General features: G+C 69.6%; 12 protein-coding genes. 6 read left to right on the top strand and 6 right to left on the bottom strand.

Annotated elements, in window-relative coordinates:
• Positions 1-41: 41 nt before the first annotated feature.
• Together GA0115254_RS33335 and GA0115254_RS33330 are read left to right on the top strand one after the other, a co-directional pair.
• The gene (locus GA0115254_RS33335) at positions 42-560 is read left to right on the top strand and encodes a hypothetical protein (RefSeq protein ID WP_256102901.1); all 519 of its coding nucleotides are present in this window, start codon (positions 42-44) and stop codon (positions 558-560) included.
• 683 nt (positions 561-1,243) lie between these two features.
• Positions 1,244-1,585 carry a hypothetical protein gene (locus GA0115254_RS33330; protein ID WP_093898996.1) on the top strand — a complete coding sequence of 114 codons (342 nt, stop codon included), beginning with the start codon at positions 1,244-1,246 and terminating at the stop codon, positions 1,583-1,585.
• Between the two features lie 42 nt (positions 1,586-1,627).
• Here the strand turns inward: GA0115254_RS33330 and GA0115254_RS33325 are convergent, their stop codons facing one another.
• Genes GA0115254_RS33325 through GA0115254_RS33310 form a run of 4 tightly spaced genes read right to left on the bottom strand, consistent with a single transcriptional unit; the run spans position 1,628 to position 9,829 of the window.
• The gene (locus GA0115254_RS33325) at positions 1,628-2,887 is read right to left on the bottom strand and encodes a TIGR02679 family protein (protein ID WP_218105598.1); all 1,260 of its coding nucleotides are present in this window, start codon (positions 2,885-2,887) and stop codon (positions 1,628-1,630) included.
• The gene (locus tag GA0115254_RS33320) at positions 2,878-6,993 is read right to left on the bottom strand and encodes a TIGR02680 family protein (RefSeq protein WP_093898995.1); all 4,116 of its coding nucleotides are present in this window, start codon (positions 6,991-6,993) and stop codon (positions 2,878-2,880) included. Before GA0115254_RS33320 ends, GA0115254_RS33325 begins: the two co-directional genes overlap by 10 nt.
• A complete protein-coding gene (locus tag GA0115254_RS33315; RefSeq protein WP_093898994.1) occupies positions 6,990-8,222 on the bottom strand; it encodes a TIGR02678 family protein in 1,233 nt (410 codons plus the stop codon). Before GA0115254_RS33315 ends, GA0115254_RS33320 begins: the two co-directional genes overlap by 4 nt.
• A complete protein-coding gene (locus tag GA0115254_RS33310; protein ID WP_093898993.1) occupies positions 8,219-9,829 on the bottom strand; it encodes a TIGR02677 family protein in 1,611 nt (536 codons plus the stop codon). Before GA0115254_RS33310 ends, GA0115254_RS33315 begins: the two co-directional genes overlap by 4 nt.
• A 418-nt stretch (positions 9,830-10,247) precedes the next feature.
• Here GA0115254_RS33310 and GA0115254_RS33305 point away from each other — a divergent pair, with 418 nt between their 5' ends.
• The 3 genes from GA0115254_RS33305 (at position 10,248) to GA0115254_RS33295 (ending at position 19,534) form a co-directional block, all read left to right on the top strand.
• Entirely contained in the window at positions 10,248-11,444 is a 1,197-nt protein-coding gene (locus GA0115254_RS33305) for a serine/threonine-protein kinase (RefSeq protein WP_093898992.1), read from the top strand.
• 121 nt (positions 11,445-11,565) lie between these two features.
• Positions 11,566-14,460, top strand: a complete 2,895-nt coding sequence (locus GA0115254_RS33300; RefSeq protein WP_370740984.1) for a DEAD/DEAH box helicase — start codon at positions 11,566-11,568, stop codon at positions 14,458-14,460.
• A gap of 10 nt (positions 14,461-14,470) precedes the next feature.
• Complete coding sequence (locus GA0115254_RS33295; protein ID WP_093898991.1) at positions 14,471-19,534, top strand: restriction endonuclease; 5,064 nt, start codon at positions 14,471-14,473, stop codon at positions 19,532-19,534.
• A gap of 55 nt (positions 19,535-19,589) precedes the next feature.
• Here GA0115254_RS33295 and GA0115254_RS33290 read toward each other — a convergent pair whose 3' ends face one another.
• Together GA0115254_RS33290 and GA0115254_RS33285 are read right to left on the bottom strand one after the other, a co-directional pair.
• On the bottom strand, positions 19,590-19,766 hold the full coding sequence (locus tag GA0115254_RS33290) for a DUF397 domain-containing protein (RefSeq protein WP_370740983.1): 177 nt from the start codon (positions 19,764-19,766) through the stop codon (positions 19,590-19,592).
• A gap of 23 nt (positions 19,767-19,789) precedes the next feature.
• The gene (locus tag GA0115254_RS33285; protein WP_093898989.1) at positions 19,790-20,629 is read right to left on the bottom strand and encodes a helix-turn-helix domain-containing protein; all 840 of its coding nucleotides are present in this window, start codon (positions 20,627-20,629) and stop codon (positions 19,790-19,792) included.
• Between the two features lie 147 nt (positions 20,630-20,776).
• On the opposite strand from GA0115254_RS33285, the gene GA0115254_RS33280 reads away from it, so the two are divergent.
• Entirely contained in the window at positions 20,777-21,247 is a 471-nt protein-coding gene (locus GA0115254_RS33280) for an ATP-binding protein (RefSeq protein WP_370740982.1), read from the top strand.
• Positions 21,248-21,265 lie beyond the last annotated feature (18 nt).

Here is a 21,265-nt window from a genome sequence, read left to right as displayed (position 1 = left end):
GTATAACCCAGGCGAATTCACACTCGACAGAAAGCGCGGCCATGCCGACGACCGAAGAACCGGCAGGACCGGAGGAGTCCGAAACTCCGGACACCACAGAGGTTTCCGAGACCCCGGACGCCCGACGTATCGACCGCGGCGGCATCGCCATCGCGGCGGCTCTGCTGCTCGCGTGCGGCGCGTTCGTCACCTACGGAGTCCTCGACTCCGAGGACAAGGCGACGGACAAGCAGGCCGCCACGACGCCCACCGCCGCGGTGACCTACGAGGTACTAGGCAAGGGCTCGGCCGACATCTCCTACCGCGGGACCGACGGCGACAAGGCGCACGTCGCCACGAACGTCGGCCTGCCGTGGAGGAAGACCGTGAGCGTTCCGCTCGGCGCCTCCCCGATCGTCGACGTCACCCTCGGCGAAAAGGGCGGCACGGCCAGCTGCACCCTGACCGTACGCGGCAAGCACGTCCAACGCGCCACTGCTACCGGGGCCTTCGGCCGGACCACGTGCAGCAGTGAACTCCCCACCCCCGAAGCGTCCGCAGCCGCTGAAGGAGCTCAGTGACCCCGCACCTCTTCGACCCCGCCATGGGGCTGATCACGGGCACGGTCTCCACGGAAGAGAAGACGCGGCTCGGCGCACAGGCCTCGGCCTCAGACGGGGACTAGTCTCAGGCGGAAATTATGCGCGCACTGGACGCCGACCTCGGTCAGCAGCCCGTCACGCTCCCCCCTCAGAAGTACGGCAAGCTGTTTCTCCAGCAGGCAGGGAGACAGCGGTACCGTCAGCCGAGGCTGAGCGACCGCCAGAAAACCGGCAGCCGACCACGAGCATCGAACTCGGTACCACTCAAGAGGCAATTGTGGTGCCGTCCGACCCACGGTGCGGGCAGCAGGAAACACAGCCCGCCGACTCAGATGACCACGCCATCGCCATCGCCTTCGTGACAGGAACATCGAGCGTCACATGAGCGTCAAGAATCCGCGGCATCACCCTGGTGCCGTGACCGGTACGGTCGCTGGTTCACCCTGAGCATGCAGGTCAGGACATCTCCACAATGAGGCTGTCCACTCGACCCGTTGCCTGCTCGGAAACAGGTCAAGCAGCCCACCGTCCGCCGCGAAACCGCAGGTCAGGAGCCTTTGGCGGTCGGCTCGAGAATAGCCACGCACTCCACGTGATGCGTCATCGGGAACACGTAGAGCCAAAAGCAGGTTAAAGAAAACTGCAGGCCAGAGACGCATTGGATGCAAAGCGAACTCAAGATCAACGTGCGCTACGGGCGCTACGCGCGACCTCTCGACGCACGCCTACAGCCCCTCGACGGTCTGGAGCCCTCCACCAAGCGGGGCGAGCTCATCAGCGTGACCTCTTCCGAAATCGGGGTGGCCGCGCGAGCAGCGTACCTTCATCGTTTCACGGCGAAGGCCTGCCAAGACTGCGCAAGCGACCGCGAGGTCGACAAGTCACTCACCGCCACTAGCGACGCCGACCTTTCAGTGATCACCTCGGCAGCCGTGCTCGCCGAGGTTATCCACCCCCACGTCGATGCCGCCGCGATAAGCGGACACTCTCACGACTGCTGTTAGAGCCCGCAGTTGGGCCCTTGCCCAGCCGGGCGGTCACGATCCTCACGCGAGATCGGACAACAGCAGATCCAGTTCCCTCTCCTCCTCGACACGAACACCTAGTTCGGCGATGGCCGCAGCGAGTGCGGGCTCCCAGGGGGTCTGAGTCGGGGTGCTGACGAGCGGTGACAGTGGGGGTGAGGCGCAGCGGAGCACGGCGGCGCGGTAGTCCGCGGCCGTGTAACGCCAGGGCCGCCACGGGACGCGGCGGCGAAGGACGCCGGCGATCCGGAGCCCGCCCCAGTCGAAGTCCCCGTGGTAGTACAGGGTCGCTCCGTGGTCGTGCAGCCCCCGGAGCAATGTGAGGGCGGCGGCGGAAGGCTGGCCTTGGAGGCAGACCAGGGGCGGGCAGGCAGGACCGAGCACGTCGGCCGCCGCCGCGAGGACGGTCGGATTCTCGCAAATCCGCACCATGGGAGCGGCGATGGCCGGAGGCTTGCGGGTGAGCTGGCGAAGGGTGAGCACGCAGGGTTCGCCGTCTTCGGCCAGGCGGTCCAGGGCTGGGGTGCCGCGCAGGTTCAGGGTCAGGACCGTCGAGGACAGCTCGTCCCGCAACAGTCCCACCGAGGCCCAGGCCTCGCGTCGCCATTCGGCGCCCTGGCCATCGTGCAACCCGGTCAACGCACGAGCTCCGGACAGGGTAATGGTGGCCAGCGGTGTGCCGTCGTCAAGGGCGTGAGCCCAGCCGAGGACCTGGGCGGCGAAGGCAGGTAGCGAGACGACCGGGACGGCGGGGAGCGCGCGCAGGGCGGTGCACACCCCGGTGAGCAGGCCGAACGTGACGTCTGGAGTGCGCCCCAGGCGCCGCGCCAGGCCGTCGGCGCGTATCCGGGCCGCCCACTCCGCAAGCGCAGGGACCGTAGCGACAAGTTCGTCGAGCGGCGTGTGCGCCCGCTCCCAGGCGTCCTCCTCCTCTTGGCGGGCCTGGACGAGCGATGTGACAGGCCCGGTGAGCGCCTCGACCGCGGCGGCGAGGCCATTCGGGCTTGCGCCCGAACGGCGGAGTACGGCATCGACCGCTTCCAGCCGTACGGTCAGAGACCTGCCACCACCGGGGGACCGGGCGAGAAGTCGTTCAGCCGCCGTCCGCTGGGCCGGAGTGGGATCGGGCAGGGACACGGAACCAGTCAGGGGCTGCCCGGCCACCAGTCGACGGCGCGCTCGTTCGACGAGCCAGGAGAGGTCCGGTGTGCCGAGCAGCCGGGCGAGCCGCGGGCTGTCGACTGCTTCGGTGCCGGGCTCAGGCCCGTGGGTCAGTTCCACAGCGGCTCGGGCTCCTCTACGCCGGGCGCGTCCTGGGGCGCGTGCCGTACGGGGTCGTCGCGGCGCTGCCGTCGCGTGCCGTCCCACTCCCAGCGGGTGACAAGGACCGCCGCCACCTCGTCGATCCGGGACAGCTGGGCAATGGCGATGCCGGGCACCTGCGGGTAGCAGGCCCACTCCCGTTCGCTGGTCATGACCACATCGAGGTCGAAGGCGCTCAGCAGGCCGAGGCACTTGGCGCGGGAGTCGTCGTCCACGCCGGCGAACGCCTCGTCGAGGGTGACCAGACGGGGCGCGTGCGGGCTGCCCGCGCTGGCGTAGTGCGAGGAGGCTGCGGCGAACAGCGGTACGGACACGGCGAGGACGCGTTCTCCGCCGGAGGCGGGGCCGGTGGCCGGGACCCAGCGCCCGTGCTGGTGGCGTTCGACGCCGAATTCGTGCCAGGAGCGGTAGTCGAGCGCGGCGGTGAGGTGCTCGAGCCGGCTGCCCGAGCCCTCGTCGGACTGCTGGCGGGCGATCTGGGCCTGGAGGAACTCGCCCACCGCCGCGCGGTCCTCCGAAGTCCAGGCGTCCGCCGACTGGCGCAGCCGCTCGCGGGCCTGGGCCAGTCCGGACGGGGCCTTGCGTGAGGCCCGCCACACCAGCCGGAGTCTCATGCCGGTGGAGGTGGGACGGTCCTCCAGTTCGGTGTTCATGTCCCGCACCTGCCGTTCGGAGGCACCGATGAGTTCCTGAAGGGTGCCGGCGACCTCGGCGATCAGGTGGGTCTCGAGGATCTCGCGTTCGTGTGCGGACAGGATGCGGGTGAGCTCTCCGACCTCTGTGGCGAGCGCGTCGGCGAGTTCGGGTACGGCACGCTCGCGCCCCTGGTAGACGATGTCGACGACCATGCCGTCCTCCACCATGCGGGCGGACGCGCTGTGCCCGTGCCGGGACAGGGTGTCCTGCAGGGTCTTGAGCTCCTCGCCGAGTCGGCGCTGGACGCGTTCCCAGGCGGCGTCCGTGTCGTCGACGGACGACAGGCCGGAGTCGATGGCGCGGGCGAACGCGATGGCCGGGGTCGCAGCCCAGTGGCCGTCGTCCGAGGCGGGGACGGTGGCCTCGGGCAGCGCAACCGCGACCAGGCCAGTGGCCGTGAAGCGCTGAAGCGCGGCGATGGCCTCCGCACGTGCGTCGACGGCTTCGGCGAGGTCCTTCTCCAGCTGCTCGATCCGCCCCTCGGCCCGGCTCGCCTCCCGGTCCGCCTGGGCGTGACGCTGTCGGGCGTTCTTCTGGTCGGTCTCGCAGATCCGCTGTGCCTCGGCGGTCTCGGCGAGGCGCCGTTGGAGTTCGGCGACGGCGGCGCCGACGGTGGAGCGCAGGGTCCGGTGCCGCTCGTCGGCCGCCGCTGCCTCGCGCGCCGACTCTTCGGCCCGCTGGGCAAGGTCGATGACCCGCTGCTCCGCCTCGGCCGCCTCGGCACGCTCGTCGTCCGCCTGCCGTGCGGCCTCCCGTTGTTCGCGCAGCGCGGGCCACAGAGCCGCCAGCGCGGTGGCGAGGGAGCCGAGGGCGTGGCGCACAGCGGTGAGTCCGGCCCGGTCGGCGGGCAGCCCCAGATCGGCGGCGGCCTCGGCGAGTTCGGCGGCGGCTCGCTCGGCGTGCTCGGCCGCCTCGGTGACCTCGGCGGCACGCCCTTCATACCGGGCACGGGCCTTGCGTACTGTCCCGGCGGCGGCGCTCACGAGCGCATGTGCCTTGGTGAGCGACGACTCGTCGGGGACGTCGGCGAGCTCGGCGTCGAGCCTGCGCCGACGTGCCGCGATCGCCTCGGACCGAGCCGCGAGATTCTCCGACTCTTCGCGCAGGGAGGCGAGTTCGATGCCGAGCATGGCAACGCGGGCCCGGCGCGCCGCCTCGCGCGCGCCCTCGCCGATGTACGTGGCGGCGGGCTTGGCCCACGTACCGGTGAGTGCGCCGACCCGGAAGCGCCCGTCGGGTGCCACCCATGTCGCGGCTTCTCCCCCGCCGTCGAAGCCGATGACGGCGAGCAGTCGGGTCACCGTCACCTCGTCCACGGCGGCGGCCTGTCGATCGCCGTGGTCCACGGCCGGGCACAGCACGTCGGCCAACGAGGGGCCGCTCACCGGTCCGTTCGACGGGGAAAGCAGGATGTCGTGCCCGTCCACCGCGAGCGCGGAGCCGTCGGGCAGCACCCAGGCGTCAAGGAGGCCGGAGGCTTCGAGCGCCGCTTCGAGCCCGGCACGGTCCGCTTCGGGCAGTTCGTCACGGAAGTCGACCAGGCGCCAGAGCGGCGCGCCCGGCAACGTTTCGCGCAGGCCGGGGGTGCGCGTCGCCGGGGGCTGGGGCTCGCGTCCGGCGCCGGCTTCCAGTGCGGCGAGCTCCCGACGGGCATCGGCGGTGCGCTCTGCCAGCTCCGTGGTCTCGCGGGCGGCTTCGGCCGCCTGGTCGGCGAGGGCCGCCGAGCGGGCAGCGTGCGCCCGGGTGGCACGAACCCGCGCCGGGTAGGGACCGTCGAGGTGACGGGTCCACTCCTGGAGGTCGTCCAGGAGGCCCGTCTCGTCGGAGTAGGCCAGCTCCTTCCAGGCGCGGGCGCGCTCGCGTACGTCGTCCAGGAGGGCCCGGCCTGCCCGCGCAGCGTTCTCCTCCGCCTCGCCGTGCGTCTCGGCGGCCAGCGTGAGGTCGGTCTCCGCCTCGTCGAGACGGCCCGACGTCCGGCGGTGCGAGTCGGCGGCCCGCTCGGACGCTTCGAGGCGGTCCTCGACGTGGGCGAGCGCCCGCTGGGCGCGGGCCACGGCGTCCTCGACGGCGCGCTGCGATGCGGGCTCGGGCAGCGGGTCGTCCGCCGGCAGGGCGACGTGCGCGGCGGCTGCCTGCTCCCGCGTGTGGGCGTAGGCATCCTCGGCCCGGCCCCGCGCGGCACGCAACCGGTTGTCCGCGCTGCCGAGCCGCCCGAGCGCCTTGGTGTGGAGGGCGCCCGCCTTCTCCCGGTCTTCCCGCGCCGTGTCCGCCGCCTGCGCCGTTCGCGTCACGGCCTGCGCGGCATGCTCCAAGTCCCGGGCGTCGCGCATCGCGGGCGCCTCGCGCAGCGCTTTCTCCTGAGCCCACAGACGCTCCCCGGTCTCGGCGAGAGAGCCGATCTCCTCTTCGGCCGCCGCTCGCTTCTCCTCGGCGCGGGTTCGACGCTCCTGGTCCTCGGCCAGATCTCGCTGCACGCGCTCGTAGCGGGAGTGCTCGGCGCGCGGGAGCCGGGCGCGGCGCCGGGTGGCGATCCGGGCGTACCGCCGGTAGTACTCGAGGAAGGCGGAGGCGGCCCGCTCGGCGGCGGACGCGGCGGCCAGCTCGTCCTTCTCCTCGTCCAGGGACCGGAACGCCTCGGCCACGTCGGCGATGACGGCCTGGTCCACGGGCGGCAGCGCCTCGGTGAGAGCGCGGGAGAGAGCGGCTTCGTTGGGCCGCTTGGAGAGCTGGGGCTGGCGCAGTTGGATGAGCAGGTCGACCAGGGCGGCGTACCGCTGCTCGCCGAGGCCGAAGAGTGCTTCGTCGACCGCTCTGCGGTATACCTTGGCCTGGTCGTACACCATGCCGTGCCCGGCGACGGCCTCCGCGAGGCGGTCCCGGGACAGGGCCGTGCCGGTGGCGTCGAGCAGCCGGAAGGTCTCCTCCGTGCGTTCGGTGGCCCCGTGGTCGACGCGCTGGCGGGTGACGGCGTACCAGTGCCGGGCGATGCCCCGCCCGCTGACGGCTTTGAGCCCGCACAGCAGCGTACGGAAGTGCTGCTCGCCGGTCGTGTCGTCGAGCCTGCCGAACTCGATCCAGGTGTAGCCGAGCCGTTCGGAATGCGGGTGCTCGCCGCCGAGGAGCAGGTTCCACTCCATCCGCTTGCCCGGGTCGCCGTCGGGTTCGACACGACGCGGGGTGAGGTCGCCGTCGAGCAGGAACGGCAGGGTCAGGGCGAGCACCTTGGATTTGCCGGTGCCGTTGTTGCCGCGCAGCAGCAGGCGCCCGTCCCGGAAGTGGAACTCCTCCACGTCGTAGTGGAACAGGTCGACGAGCCCGATGCGCAGGGGTTGCCAGCGGGAACGCCGCGGGGTGGGGAGGCGGGTCACGAGGTGGCCTTTCGCTGCGGAGGCACAGGGGCGGAGCCAGGTTCGCGGATGACGGTCTCGCCGACCGCGTACCGGGCGAGGGCGGGTCGCACCACGACCGTGTACGGAGTACGGGAGACCAGGCCGAGCGCGGTGAGCCGGGCGACGGCCTGTTCGACGAGCTCGGTCTCCATGCCCGGCTCCCGGGCGGACTTCGACCAGAAGCCGCCGTGCTGGGAGGCGAGTTCACGGACTCGGAGGGCGAGCTCGTCGAGCTGGACGGGTCCGTCGGCGGCGGCCAGGTGCTCGGCGAGCAGCAGGGTGACGTGGCCGAGGGTGCCCTGCTCGGGCATCCGGAGGTCGGTGAGGTCGTCCTCGGGGTCGACCATGGCGATCCCCTCGGCCCGCACCTCGGCGACCAGCCCGGTCAGCTCGGTGATCTTGGCGGTGAGGAAGCCGCGTTGCCGGGTGAGGTAGCCGAGTTCGGCGTCGGTCAGGTCGTCGTAGTACAGCACCGGGTCGTCGAGCAGCCTGCGGGTGAGTGAGCGGCGCATGGCGCGGAAGCGCAGTTCGTCGCTGTCCAGGGCGGCTTCGGCGACGAGTTCGGTGAGGCGGTCGTCGAGTTTCTCCGCGCGGACGGTGGAGGGGCCGCGGCCGGAGGCCAGAAGTCCGGCGAGGACTCGGCGTTCGACGTCGTACAGGACGTCGCCCGCCCCGTTGACGTAAGCCTCTTCCTCGCCCGCGACCCGACGCAGCACGCCGAGACCGAGCAGCAGCCGTACGACGGCGGCGAGGTCGAGGCGCTCGTCGCGGCGTTCCAGCGCGAACTCGATCCCCGTCGCGGCGAGTCGGGGGTCGGCGGCATCGAGGACGACCTGGTCGGCGAGGCGCCCGAGGGCGATCTGGGCCTCGCCGCGTTCGAGGGCGGCGAGCGCGAGACAGAGCAGGACGTAGCGGCGGCGGGTGAAGGGTGTGGCACCACGGGTCGCGTCCCGCGCGGGGTGGGTGGGGTCGGTCAGGACACCGGGGCTCTTGCGCAGCCGGGCGGCTTCGGTGTCCACCTGGAGTGCCCAGCCGGTGTTGCGGTCGAACCACACCCGTAGTTCCGATGCGTGCCGACGCACGAGGCGGAACTCGTCGGCGTACCGGCCGCGCGCGAGCAGAAGTGGCTGCTTGAGCAGGGCGCGGGCCGCCTTGCGCAGCTCGGCGGCGTGCTGGCCGTCCAGTACCTCGGCGAGTGGTGCGGTCATCGGCCGGGTTCTCCGTCCGCCAAGCCGTCTTTGCCCATCGGGCCGTCTCCCTCCATGAGGTCGACGATCTCGATGAGGTGGTCCGGGCCGCTGAAGACGCCGCCGGGGGTACGGACTTCGGCGGTCGTGCCGTCGGCGAGAGCCGTGAGTCTGATCTCCATGGAGCCGTCGTTGCTGGTGGCCGTAGTGTGCCGCATGCCGGGCCGCCATGTCGCCAGGGCGTCCCCGAGCAGCTGGAGGAACAGCCCGAAGGACGCCGGGTCGAGCTCGCCGAGACCGGACAGGCGCGTGATGCCATGAGTGACGAGCCGGGCGCGGGCGGCGGCCGTCTCGGCGGCCTGCTTGGCGGCGGTCTCGGCGAGCGAGCGCCGCCGCTCCTCCCGGTCCTCGACCTTGCGGGGCTTGCCACGCCGCTCGTAGCTGCCGGTGCGGCGCAGCTGTGGGCTGATGCGCAACGGCTCGGCCTCGGCCCACGGGGTGGCGGCCGGGACGGGCCGCGCCGCGCGGGCGGCGAGGGTGTCGGCGTCGACGGTGAGGTGCCGGGCCGGATAGAGGCCGAAGGCGGCCCGCCACAGCCGGTGCCGGGCGTCGTCGTCGGGTGCCTCGGCGAACCAGCGCGCGAGCGTACGAAAGTCGGCCGAGCGGTCGGAGCGGCCGGCCCGGCGCTCGTTCAGCGCTCGTACGACGGCCAGGAGCTGGGGAATCGCGCCGAGTGCCCGGCCGCGCAGGAGCCTGGCCTGCGACTCGCGCCCGTCCCTGCTGATGAACCATGCACCAAGCCCTGACCAGCGGGCGGCCCACCGCTCGTACACCTCCCGCTCCGCGGTCGCGGCCTCGTCCGGCGAGGCATCGGCGGCCTCCCGCTCGGCAGCTGCCCGCAGTAGGGGCTCCACCCTCCCGTCCTCTTCCAACTCCAGGATCAGCCGCGCGATCCGCCCGCCCAGCGTGATCAGATCCTGGATGAACCGCTCCAGGTACTGGATGAGCTGGTCTTTGTACGCGAGGAAGACCGCTTCCTCGACATCGTGCAGGTCGATGGTCCGCTGGAGCGATCCCATGAAGGCCCGGGCGTTGTCGGCGAGCGCGGCGAACCGGCTGGCCAGCGCGTCGAGCGCCAGATGCGTCTTGGCCGGATCCGGCTCCTCCTCGGCAGCCAGAACGAGAAGGGCGCGAAGCTGGGTGACGATGTCGTGCAGGGCCACGGCCTGGAGGGCTCCGCGCCGCCCGAGCGCGTCGTCGTAGGCGGACAGCGCCTCCTCGGCGGCCTCTCCCTCCCGCGTGAGCTGGTAGATGAATCGCTTCCGGTAGAAGTCTTCGACCGCGGTCACACGGGCGGTGTCAGGGTCCGCCCGCAGATTGCCCCAGCCGACGAGCTTGTCGAGCGCGCCGGCGACGGCGTCCAGCTCGGCGGGACGGATGCTCGCCGGCAGCGCGGTGTGCACGTCCTCAGGCCGTAGGTGGACCGCGAACCGTTCCTTGGCCGTCAGGAACGCCCGCATCACCTGGCGGTAGAGCGGGGTGTTCGGCACAGTGAGGTGAGCGAAGGGGCCGAAGCCCGAGGGCTCGGGAAGCGGGGCGGTGGAAGCGCTGGGGGCGGTGACGGTCATCGCCCGCCATTGTCCCTCGGGCGCGGCGACCGCGGAAACAGACCGAAGTACCTGGCTGATTCGCGCTACCCTGATCGGCTCGGGAGGGCAGGACGAAGCCGGAAAAGGCTGCCCGGTGCGGGGGGCGACCGCGGCGCCGCCCGGCGACATCGCACCGCCGGTTGGGGTACCGGCGTGACGTCGCGCCGTTGCCGCACACCGCGTCGACCACCAGCGGAACCGCATGCCCGAGTCCTCGATCTCGCCGGCCTGGGCGAAGCTCGCGGGAATCGTTCTCGATCGCCCGCGGGCTGTATCCGGCCAGGGCATGGGCGGCCTGCCCCGAACCGGACCTGACGTCGGACACCGCCGATACCCTTGGCGCGTACGCACGCGACCATCGCGCGACCTTCGGCAGATCTTCAAGGTGGGGACCAGAGTGAACACAACGCCGCTGAGCCCGGACGATCCGGCCGAGCTGGGCGGGTTCACGCTGCTGGGACGGATCGGCCACGGCGGCATGGGCCAGGTCTACCTCGGCGAGTCCGCTGCCGGTGAGGCCGTCGCCGTGAAGGTGATCAAACCCACGGTCGTCGATTCGGAGACCCGGCAGCGGTTCGCCCAGGAGATCGAGGTCCTCAAGACGATCTGGGGACCGCGCGTCGCCGCGTTCGTGAAGGCCGACACGGAGTCGGAGCAGCCGTGGCTCGCGACCGAGTACGTGGAGGGCCCCGACCTGCGTCGGCTCCTCGACACCCGGGGTGTCCTGCCGCCTCTGGCGGCCGCTTCGCTCGGAGCGACCCTCGCCGAGGCGCTGGCGGGAGTCCACAGCCAAGGGCTGCTGCACAGGGACCTCAAGCCGGCGAACATCCTGCTCGGCCCCAACGGCCCCAAGATCATCGACTTCGGCCTCGCCGTCTTCGCCGAGTCCAGCGCCTCCCTCACCGCGCCGAACATGGTGATGGGCACTCCTGCCTGCATGTCTCCGGAGCAGGCGAACGGGGAGAAGCCACTGACGGCCCCGGTGGACGTGTACGCGCTCGGAGCGGTGCTGCTCTTCATGACCACAGGCCACTATCCGTATCAGGCCGATCACGTGCAGGTGCTGTTCAGTCACATCGTCAACCCCGACAAGGCTCCCGACCTGTCGGGGGCCCCCGAGGAACTGGTCGGTCTCCTGTCGTCCATGCTCAGGTACGCGCAGCACGACCGTCCGACGATGGACGAGGTGGTCACCCAGTGCGTGGCGGTCATCAAGGCGCATGGGGCGACCGTGGCCCAGGCCCGACGGCAGCTGGCCTCCCTCACCACGGTCGCGTACGAACCGCCGGAGCCCTCCCCCGTGCCGGCTCCCGCCCCGCCGCCCACGGACGCCGAGGCCTTCGCCGAGGTGTCGACTCTCCTGGCCCCGAACCCGGTGACCGTTGCACCGACCGTCCCGCTGCCGCAGCAGTCCGCCGCCCGCCCGCCGGGCTACACCCCGACGGTAGCGGTGACCACCCAGGACGCCGAGCCCACAGCTGAAGCCGCGCCGCAGCCCACGCCCGCGCCGCCTGCCGGCCCGCGCCGTTCCGCCGCCGCGCTCCGGATCGCGGCACAGCTGCGGGAGACGTACGCGTCGACAGCGCCGTTCTGAGCGGGCCGGCAGGCCACGAGGCGCCAGGGCGCGCCGGACAGAGGTGACCATCGCCCCTTGTCCGGGCCCGCGGCCCGCACGAAGATCTATCCAGTTCAGCAGCTATCAGGAGGTACCGCGGGTGACCGCCCAGCAGTCCAGTCGGCAGCCCGGTCGGCAGCCCATCCCGGGCACCGGTACGAGTCTCCCGCCCGGCGCCCAGATCGTCGTACGCGATGAGGAATGGCTGGTCAAGAACGTCACCCGGACCGATCATGACGGCGACCGCATCGAGGCCGTCGGGATCTCCGAGTTCGTCCGCGATCAGGAGGCCGTCTTCTTCACCGGCCTGGAGCGCACCCGCGACGGCGCGCCCGGCATCGAGCTGATGGACCCCGCCAAGACCACCCTGATCAGCGACGACTCCCCGAACTTCCGCCGCAGCCGACTCTTCCTCGAAGCGATCCTGCGCAAGACCCCACTGCCCCAGTCCGAGCGCGGCCTGGCCCTCGCCGACAGCTTCCTGCTCGACTCGCTCCCCTACCAGCAGCGGCCCGCACAGCTCGCGCTCTCGGGCCGGAACCTGCGCCCGCGCATGCTGATCGCGGACGTCGTCGGCCTCGGCAAGACACTGGAGATCGGGCTCACCCTCGCCGAGCTGATCCGCCGCGGCCGCGGTGAGCGGATCCTCGTCGTGACCCCACAGCACGTTCTGGAGCAGTTCCAGCACGAGCTGTGGACGCGGTTCGCCATCCCGCTGATCCGCCTCGACTCCGCGGGCATCGAGCGGATCCAGCGGGAGATCCCGGCGGGCCGGAACCCCTTCACGTTCTTCAAGCGTGTGATCGTCTCGATCGACACCCTCAAGAACACCGATCAGTACAAGCACCACCTGGAGCACATCCGGTGGGACGCCGTCGTCATCGACGAGTCTCACAACCTGATCAACCGCGGCTCGCTGCGCAACCAGCTCGCGCAGCTCCTCGCCCCGCAGACGGACGCCCTCATCCTCGCCAGCGCCACCCCGCACAACGGCAACGCCCGCTCGTTCGCCGAGCTGATCGCACTGCTCGACCCGGCGGCGATCCGTGACCCGGAGCGGTACTCGGCCGAGGACATCAAGCACCTGTTCATCCGCCGTACCAAGGTCAGCGCCGAGGTACGGGAGAAGATGTCTGGCCAGTGGGCCGACCGGGGCCCTTCCGAGTCGGTGCACTGTCCGGCGACCCCGGCCGAGGAGAAGATCTTCGAGGAACTGGCCCAGGTCTGGCTGCCCGCCGAGGGCCGCTCGGTGAGCGAGGTCCCGCTGTTCCCGTACACCCTGCTCAAGTCCTTCCTCTCCTCGCACGCCGCGCTGAGTTCGACGGTCGAGACCCGTATCAAGACGCTGGAGAAGAAGAACGACCCGGACGCCACGGGCGCCGAGCTGGCCGCGCTCCAGCGTCTGCGGGAGCTGACGGCCGGTCTGACCGCGCAGGACTCGGCCAAGTTCGCTGCTCTCGTCGAGCAGTTGAAGGCGATCGGGGTCGGACCGCGCAGCGAGACACGCGTCGTGGTCTTCTCCGAGCGTATCCAGACCCTGGAGTGGCTGCGGTCCGCCGTGCCGGCCGCGCTCGGTTTCAAGGGCAAGGCCCTGGAGGAAGCGGCCCGTGTGATGCACGGCGGCCTCTCCGACGAGCAGCAGATGCAGTGCGTCGAGGACTTCGGCCTCGCCGACGCACCCGTACGCATCCTCTTCACCGGTGATGTGGCCTCCGAGGGTGTCAACCTCCACCGGCAGTGCCATCAGCTCATCCACTACGACGTTCCGTGGTCGCTGATCCGCATCGAGCAGCGCAACGGCCGTATCGACCGTTACGGGCAGGTCCACAAGCCGCAGTTCCGCGCCCTGATCCTGACCAGCGAGGTGGACGGCGCGAAGGACGACCGCACCGTCGCCGAGCGTCTCCTTGAGCGGGAGGACGAGGCACACCGCTCGCTCGGCACGGCGGAGGCGGTCTCCGGCCTGTACCGCGCGGAGGTCGAGGAGAAGTCGCTGATCCAGGACCTCCTCAAGGGCCGCACGGTCGACGAATCGCTCCAGCACACCGCCGATGAGGCGGGCGGGGCGGACGACTTCCTGGCCGACTTCTTCGCCCAGGTCGACGACGTGTCCGCCGAGCCCGCCGTCGAGGCTCCCGCATCGGACGGTTCCTCGGCCGCCCCGCCGAAAGCCCACGTGCCCCGTCTCTTCACGACCACGCGCGAGTTCGTCGACGAGGCGGTACGGGAGGTCTTCCCGGACGCCCAGCAGTCCCTAGGGATGGACCACGATCCCGAGAACGGCCTGATCTCCTTCAAGCCCCCGGTCGACCTGGTGCACCGGCTGAAGGCGCTGCCGCCCGACTACCGCCGCGAGCAGCGCCTGAGCGAGCGCCTGCTGGTCACCCTCAACCGCAAGCTGGCCGACCGCGCGCTCGTACGGGCCCGCGAGTCGGGCACCTCCAGCTGGCCGGAGATCTCCCTGCTCACCGACCTCCACCCGGTGGTGGAGTGGCTGACCGACAAGGTCCTTGTGAAGCTGGGCCGCCAGGAGGCCCCGGTCATCACGGCCGATGTCGAGGCCCCTGTGTACCTCGTTCAGGGCATCTACTCCAACGCCCTTGGCCGCCCGACTGTCGTGAAGTGGATGGCCGTCACGGGCGAGGACGTCACGGACGACATGGTGGGGACGCTGCGCGAGGCGGGCATCGTCCCGACGATGGCCAACCCGTTGAGGCCCCACGACGTGGACCGCTTGCGGGCCGGCATCCCGGCGGCCCTGGACGCCGCCGAGGCCTTCCTCTCGCGCCACAGCTCGGAGTGGGACAAGGCGCTCCTCGCCCCGATCGAGGAGTACCGGCAGCGCCTGGGCCAGTGGGAACAACCCACCCTCGCGGGCGAGGAGACCAAGGACGACCTCTCCCGCCTCGCCGACTCCCTGCTGACGACGGGCCGCCCGATGCTGCGCGTCCTGGCCGTCCTCGACTCCGCCCACGGCTCCGCCGCGCACGCCTAGGAGAATCCCCATGACGTACGACTCCCTGGTCAACCGCGGTGACTACTTCTCCGCGCACTACCTGGCCGAGGTCTTCCCGAAGGACCTCAAGTCCGGACTCCTCGCGGCCTGGAAGACCCGCGAGGAGGAGGCCAAGTCCTTGTCCTCGGACTCCGAGCAGGAACCGGACCCGGACGCCCTCCCAGTCACGCCCCGCCTGGGTCTGCGCGCCCTGCGCCGCCCGTACTTCCGCACCCGCGCCTTCTTCGCGGAGGCGGCGCTCACGCCCGACGACGCGACGACGTACGACGCACCCGAGTGGCGCGAGCGCGCGACCTCCCTCAATGCCTCCGTTCTCCGTGCCTTCGGCTACGACACCAAGCCCCGGACGTTGACGGTGTCCCGGGCGGACCACACGTACGAGATCCCCGTCGCGCACGCCGAACCGGGCCTGGTGGCCGTCGACTGCGGCTGGGCTGCCGAACCCGACGCGGCCCTGGACCCGGACGGCCCCGGCCGCCTCCTCACCCCCGTACAGCTGGACGCGTCCAGCTCCCTCCGTACGGGCTCGAAGCTGGCCTCGTTCCTCTTCGCGAGCGAGGACGCGCCACGTTACGTGCTGCTGCTCGCCGGCGGCGTGATCGTCCTCGCGGACCGGGCGGCATGGGGTGAGGGCCGCTACCTGGCGGCCTCCCTGGACACGGCCCTGGACCGCAACAACACCAAGGACGGCCAGGAACTCGACACCCTGGCCGCCCTGTTCGGCGCGGACTCGCTGCGCACTCCGGAGGAGGGCGGCGAGAACCCGCTCGCCGGGCTCGTCGACAAGTCCACGAAGCATGCTGTGGGCGTCTCTTCCGAACTCCGGGACGGCCTGCGCGAATCCGTGGAACTCATCGCGAACGAGGTCCTGGAACGGATCACCAGCCATGACGGAGTCCGCCTGGAGGACGTGAAGGAACTCCCGGAACTCTCCCGGCAGCTCACCCGCGAGTCGCTCCGCTACCTGTACCGCATCTTGTTCCTCCTGTACGCGGAGGCCCGCCCGGAGCTCGGCATCCTTCCGTCCGACTACCCCGAGTACCACCAGGGGTACGGCCTCGGCCGCCTCGGCGAGCTGGTCGCCGAGCGGGATCTGCTGGGCGAGAAGGCCCGCGAGGGCGTGTACCTGTACGAGTCCCTGGACCTGCTCTTCAGCAAGGTCCAGGAGGGCTACCGGCCGCGCCGCACGCACGGGGTGACGGAGAAGGATTCCGAAGACGTCGGCCTCCGCTTCGAACCCCTCCACTCGAAGCTCTTCGAACCGGAGTCGATCCGCCTCATCGGCGCGGAGTCGGTCAAGGACCCCCGCCACGACGACGACTCGGACGAGGGCCCGCGCTACCTGGACACACGGCTCCGCAACGCCACCCTGTACAAGGTCCTGCGGAAACTGATGCTGACCCGGGGCAGAAAGGGCGAACGCGGCGGCTTCATCTCGTACGCGCAGCTCGGCATCAACCAGCTGGGCGCGGTGTACGAGGGGCTGATGTCGTACGCGGGCTTCATCGCGGGCGAGGAACTGTACGAGGTCGCGAAGAACGGCGACCCGAAGGACGGTTCCTGGCTGATCCCGTCCTCGAAGGCCGACGAGTACGCGGATTCCGTCTTCGTGTGCCGCCGGGACGAGGAGACGGGCGCCGATGTCCGGGTCCGGTACCGCCCGGGCTCGTTCGTCTACCGCCTCTCCGGCCGCGACCGCCAGACCTCGGCGTCGTACTACACGCCGGAATCCCTGACGAAGGTCACGGTCCAGCTGGCCTTGCAGCACCGCCTGGACCAGGACGACACGGTCACGGAGGCCCGGGAACTCCTGGACTGGAAGATCTGCGAGCCGGCCCTCGGCTCGGGCGCGTTCCTCAACGAGGCCATCAACCAGGTCGCGGCCGAGTACCTGCGCCGCCGCCAGGAGGAGACCGGCCGGGCGATCGACACCGAGCAGTACCCGGTGGAGCTCCAGAAGGCCAAGGCGTACATCGCGTTGCACAACTCGTACGGCGTGGACCTCAACTCGACGGCGGTCGAGCTGGCCGAGGTCTCGCTGTGGCTGAACACGATGCACCCGGGCATGGAGGCGCCGTGGTTCGGCCTCCACCTGCGACGGGGCAACTCCCTGATTGGCGGCCGTAGGGAGATCTACGGCCCGGAACGCCTGAAGAAGGGCGGCTGGCTGGGCGCCACGCCTGAACGCTTCCCTCTCTCGGATGCGGGGTCGGGGCTGCCGTCGGGCTCGGTCCACCACTTCCTCCTCCCGGCGAAGGAGTGGGGCGCTGTTGCCGCCGAGAAGGAGGCGAAGGCCCTGGCGCCGGAGGAGGCGAAGGCACTCGGCGCCTGGCGCAAGGCGATCACGAAGTCGCCGAGCGCGAAGCAGACGGTCCGTCTCCAGGGACTCGCGCGCCGAGCGGAGTACCTGTGGCAGCTGGTGGTGCGCCGCCTGGAGATCTCCGAGCGGGACATCAGCCGCAAGATCGACGTCTGGGACGCGGAGCCGGAGTGGCTGCGGCAGCCGGTGGAGGCGGTCCAGCGAGAAGAGGTCCTGGCGGACCTTGAGGCGGTAGACACCCCGTACTGGCGCCTGAAGACGCTGATGGACGCGTGGTGCGCGCTGTGGTTCTGGCCGGTCCAGGAGACGTCGCTGCTGAATGGTACGAATCCTCGTTACCGGCAGGCGGCGGAGTTGGCCGAGCAGTCGGCCGCGTACGAGGTGGTCGTCTCGGGGGCGGAGGACGAGGACGCCGGAGTCCTGATGTCCTGGGAGGAAGAGGCCCTCCCCGGTTTCGGCACGGAGGCCAAGCAACTCTCCCTCACCCAGGAGGCCGTGGCCAAGCGCCGGATGGGCCGCCGCAAGGAGTCCATCGCTGATCGGCGCCGCGAGGTGATCCCGCTGGCGAACCTGGACGACTGGATCGACTTCGCGGAGTCGCTGCTGGGGACGCAGGACGTGCCGGCGGAATCGCTGGTCGCCGAGTTCGAGTCCTTGACGGAGCTGACGCCGTATGAGGACGCGCTGCCGGACTTGATGGGGATGGATCGGTCTTACTGGTTGGAGTCCAGGTTCCCGTGGGCGGCCCAGTCGAAGGACATCGCCACGCAGCAGGGGTTCTTCCACTGGGAGCTGGAGTATGCGCAGGTCTTTGAGCGGGGCGGATACGACCTCCAGGTGGGCAACCCGCCTTGGGTACGTCCCGACTGGGATGAGCGCACCATACTGGCCGAGCTGGATCCGTGGTTCTCCCTCACGGACAAGCCAGACATGACAGAGTGGCGCGAGCGGAAGGAGGAAATAATCAAGGGAGGCGCAAGGAAATCGTTCTTCCTGAATGAACTCTCGAACAATTCCGGCACGGTAGCCACACTCGGAAGTGAATCCACATATCCCCTAATCGCCGGAACCCGCGCCAATCTCTACCGCGCATTCATGTGTCAGACATGGAAAAATTCAAGCCCACCCGGAATGACTGGCCTAATCCACCCAGACACTCACTTCAGCGGAGCACAGGAAGGCCTGCTCCGGGCGGCAACATACACACACCTGCGCCTCCATGCACATTATTGGAATCAGCGTCGCATTTTCACCGAGATTAAAGAAACGCGACAATTCTCGATCAATATCTACAGCCACCCAGGTGTCGTAAACTTTAAGCACATGAGTTGGCTTTTTGCGCCGGAGACCCTATCTGCGTCACTATCCCACAACGGGGCTGGAAATTCCCCCGGCATCAAGCATGAGGGCTCTTGGGATGTCCGCCCACACCGGGCCCGTCTTGTAATTGTCAACGATGACCTCCTAGCCCAATGGCAAGAACTTTCCGGTGAGGCAGATGGGTCGGCCCGTCAGGCCACCATGCTCTATCCGGTAACCGGCAACGAGCAAGGCGCCATCACTGCACTCTCTTCGTTCAGAAATCGCCTGGGAGCACAGAACCCTCGCATCAGCGTCGGAATGTTCGAGAATCTGGCTACGAAGAAGCTCGGACTGTACCGTCATGCCACTGGCGCGCCCTTCACACTCTCAGAGGCCATTCTCCAAGGACCCCATTTCGGTATCGCCACCCCGTTCGAGAAGCAGCCGAACATCCCGCTGCGAAATCGGAACGACTACGAATCTTGGGACCTCACACGGCTCCCCGAGGAAGTGGTTCCTCGCACTAACTACGTGCGCGCGTGTGACCCAGATCGCTATCTCAACGCCCAGGATCAATGGGATGGTGCCCCGTACACGAAATATTTCCGTCTCGCCTGGCGAAGCATGATCCCCCTCGACACTGAGCGGAGCCTGTTCGCAGCTCTGATTCCGCCAGGTCCGGCACACCTCGACACGGTGCGCTCAATGGCACTCGCAGACAACCTCACCACTGCCTTGAATGCCGGATTCTGGGCTTCCCTGCCCCTCGACTACCTACTCCGCATCACGAGCCGTTCCCATCTTGTGGTTTCGGACGCAGTCAAGATGCCTGCACCCGCTTCAAATCACCCCCTGGCTCCCGCGCTCCTTCTTCGTACACTGCGCCTCAACTGCCTGACCAACGCTTATGCCCCCCTCTGGGAGGAGCTATTCCACGCCACGTGGCCACATTACGAGGACTGGGCGCACTCTTGGCCTAATCTCTCACTCCTCGCGCAGCACCTAGCACCAGCTTGGGCACACGACACTCCGCTTCGCAGCGAGTACGAACGGCGTGCCGCACTAGTCGAATTGGACGCCCTTGTCTCAGTGTGGCTCGGCATCAGCGCCGACCAATTGACAACGATCTACAGGTCGCGCTTTTACATCCTGGCCCAACGCGAGTCGGAGATGTATTTCGACGCCAATGGCCGCAAGATCGCAGCTAGCCACCACACCCACGGGTTCGGCCAGACCAAGGAGACCTACCCGGCTCTCCTCGATCACCTGGCCAACCCGGCCACCGTCCCGCCGCCCGAGGGGTACACCGCGCCCTTCTACAAGGCCGACCGCGAGACCGAGATGCGGGCTGCGCACGCGCACTTCTCCGCTCGGCTCGACGCGGAGATCGCTGCTGGCCGGTGGACGCCGCCCGTGAAGGCTGACGCGTAGGAAGACGAACGGGCCGCGCCAACCAGGGTTGGCGCGGCTCGCGTTGCTGTGCAGGTCAGCGCGACGCGAAGGCGACGAACGTCGCCCAGTGGCCCGCGTCGAAGCTCAGCATGGCCCCGGCCTTGTTCTTCGAGTCACGGACGTGCGTCGAACCGACGGCGTTCGCCACCTCCACGCACTCGCCGCCCGATCCGGTGCTGTAACTGCTCTTGAACCAGGCCGACTCAGGCACGGTTCCAGCAGAATCTTCGGTGTTCATGCATCTCCCAGCAGCTTCTCGACGAGGGCAAGAGTTTCGCGCGGAGTGAGCGCCTGTGCCCTGAGGATGCCGTACTGCTCCTCAAGCTCTCGGACCGACTTCCGCTCTGTGTACAGACGGCTGTCCTTGTACCCCTCCACGTAGGCGATCCTCCGCCCCTCTCGTGTTTCGATCAAGGTGAAGGGACCTTCAAGTCCAGCGTGCTCCTCCACCTCGGTCGGCATCACCTGGATTTCGACGTTGCGCCGCTGCCCGCAAAGAAGGATCAGCTCCAACTGGCCGCGCATGACAGCCCGCCCTCCGAACGGGCGGTGCAGGAGCGACTCCTCGATGACGAAGCTGATGGTGGGCTGCGGCATCCGCGAGAAGATCGCCTGCCGAGCCAGACGCGCCGCCACTCGCTGCTCGACGGTCTCCTCGGCCAGCAACGGCCGCCACATCACACAGACCGCCCGCGCGTACTCCTCCGTCTGCAGCAAACCCGGAATGGCCTTCGTTGCAAACACATGCAGTTCCACGGCCCCCTTCTCCAGCTTTGCCGCGCCCTGGAAGAACGCCGGGTACTGAGCCCGCGCCACCTCCTCCTTCATCTCCTTCAAGATGCCGCGCGCACCCAGCAACTCATCCGCCTGGTCGATGAACTTCCCCGGCGGGATCCGCCTCCCCTGTTCGAACGCCGCGATGGTCGACGCCGAGTACCCCGTCCTCGCCCCGAACTCCGGTCTTTCAAGTCCCGCCCACTCCCGGAACCGCTTCAGCTGCCGCCCGAAGACCTGCAGGATGCCTGTCGCCCCCTGCTCGGTCTCGTACCCGACTTCCGCCTGCTGATCGTCCATGATCCGCACCTCCCACGCCCAACGCCCCGGCCGTCCCGCCGGTCACGCCCCGTACCGCCGACACCCTCCGCACCGACGCATACAGCCCGTACCCGTCCGCGCGTCACTCCTGGTCAACGGTACTCACGCAACGCCACCGTTGGCGGCATGAAATCCACAACTCACCCCACACAGCCGGAGCACGAACCCAGTGCCCCCGCCCAGGAGTTCGACATGCGTTTCACATCCACCCCACGCGGCGCACGGCTCGCCCGGCGTCTCGTCTCGCACCGGCTCCACGATTGGGGCCACCCGTACAACACGACCGCCAACGACACCGTCACCCTCCTCGCCGCCGAGCTCACCGCGAACGCCGTGCGCCACGGCCACGTCCCCGGCCGGGACTTCCATGTCCGCCTCACCGTCGACTCGGACGCCGACGCCACGACCATCCGTATCGAGGTCACCGACACCCGCACCGAGCGGATTCCCGACCTCGCCTCCCCCGTGCCGGACGCCGAAGCCGGCCGTGGCCTGCTCCTCGTGGCGGCCCTCGCCACCCACTGGGGCACCACACCCCGCGTAGCCGCCCCCGGTAAGACCGTCTGGGCGGAGATCAGCACTCCCCCGGACCGGTGATCCCATACGCTGCCGTCC

Source organism: Streptomyces sp. Ncost-T10-10d (assembly GCF_900091955.1).
Classification (GTDB): domain Bacteria; phylum Actinomycetota; class Actinomycetes; order Streptomycetales; family Streptomycetaceae; genus Streptomyces.
The sequence above is the reverse complement of the archived record's forward strand: the minus strand, read 5'-3'. Positions and strand labels throughout refer to the sequence as shown.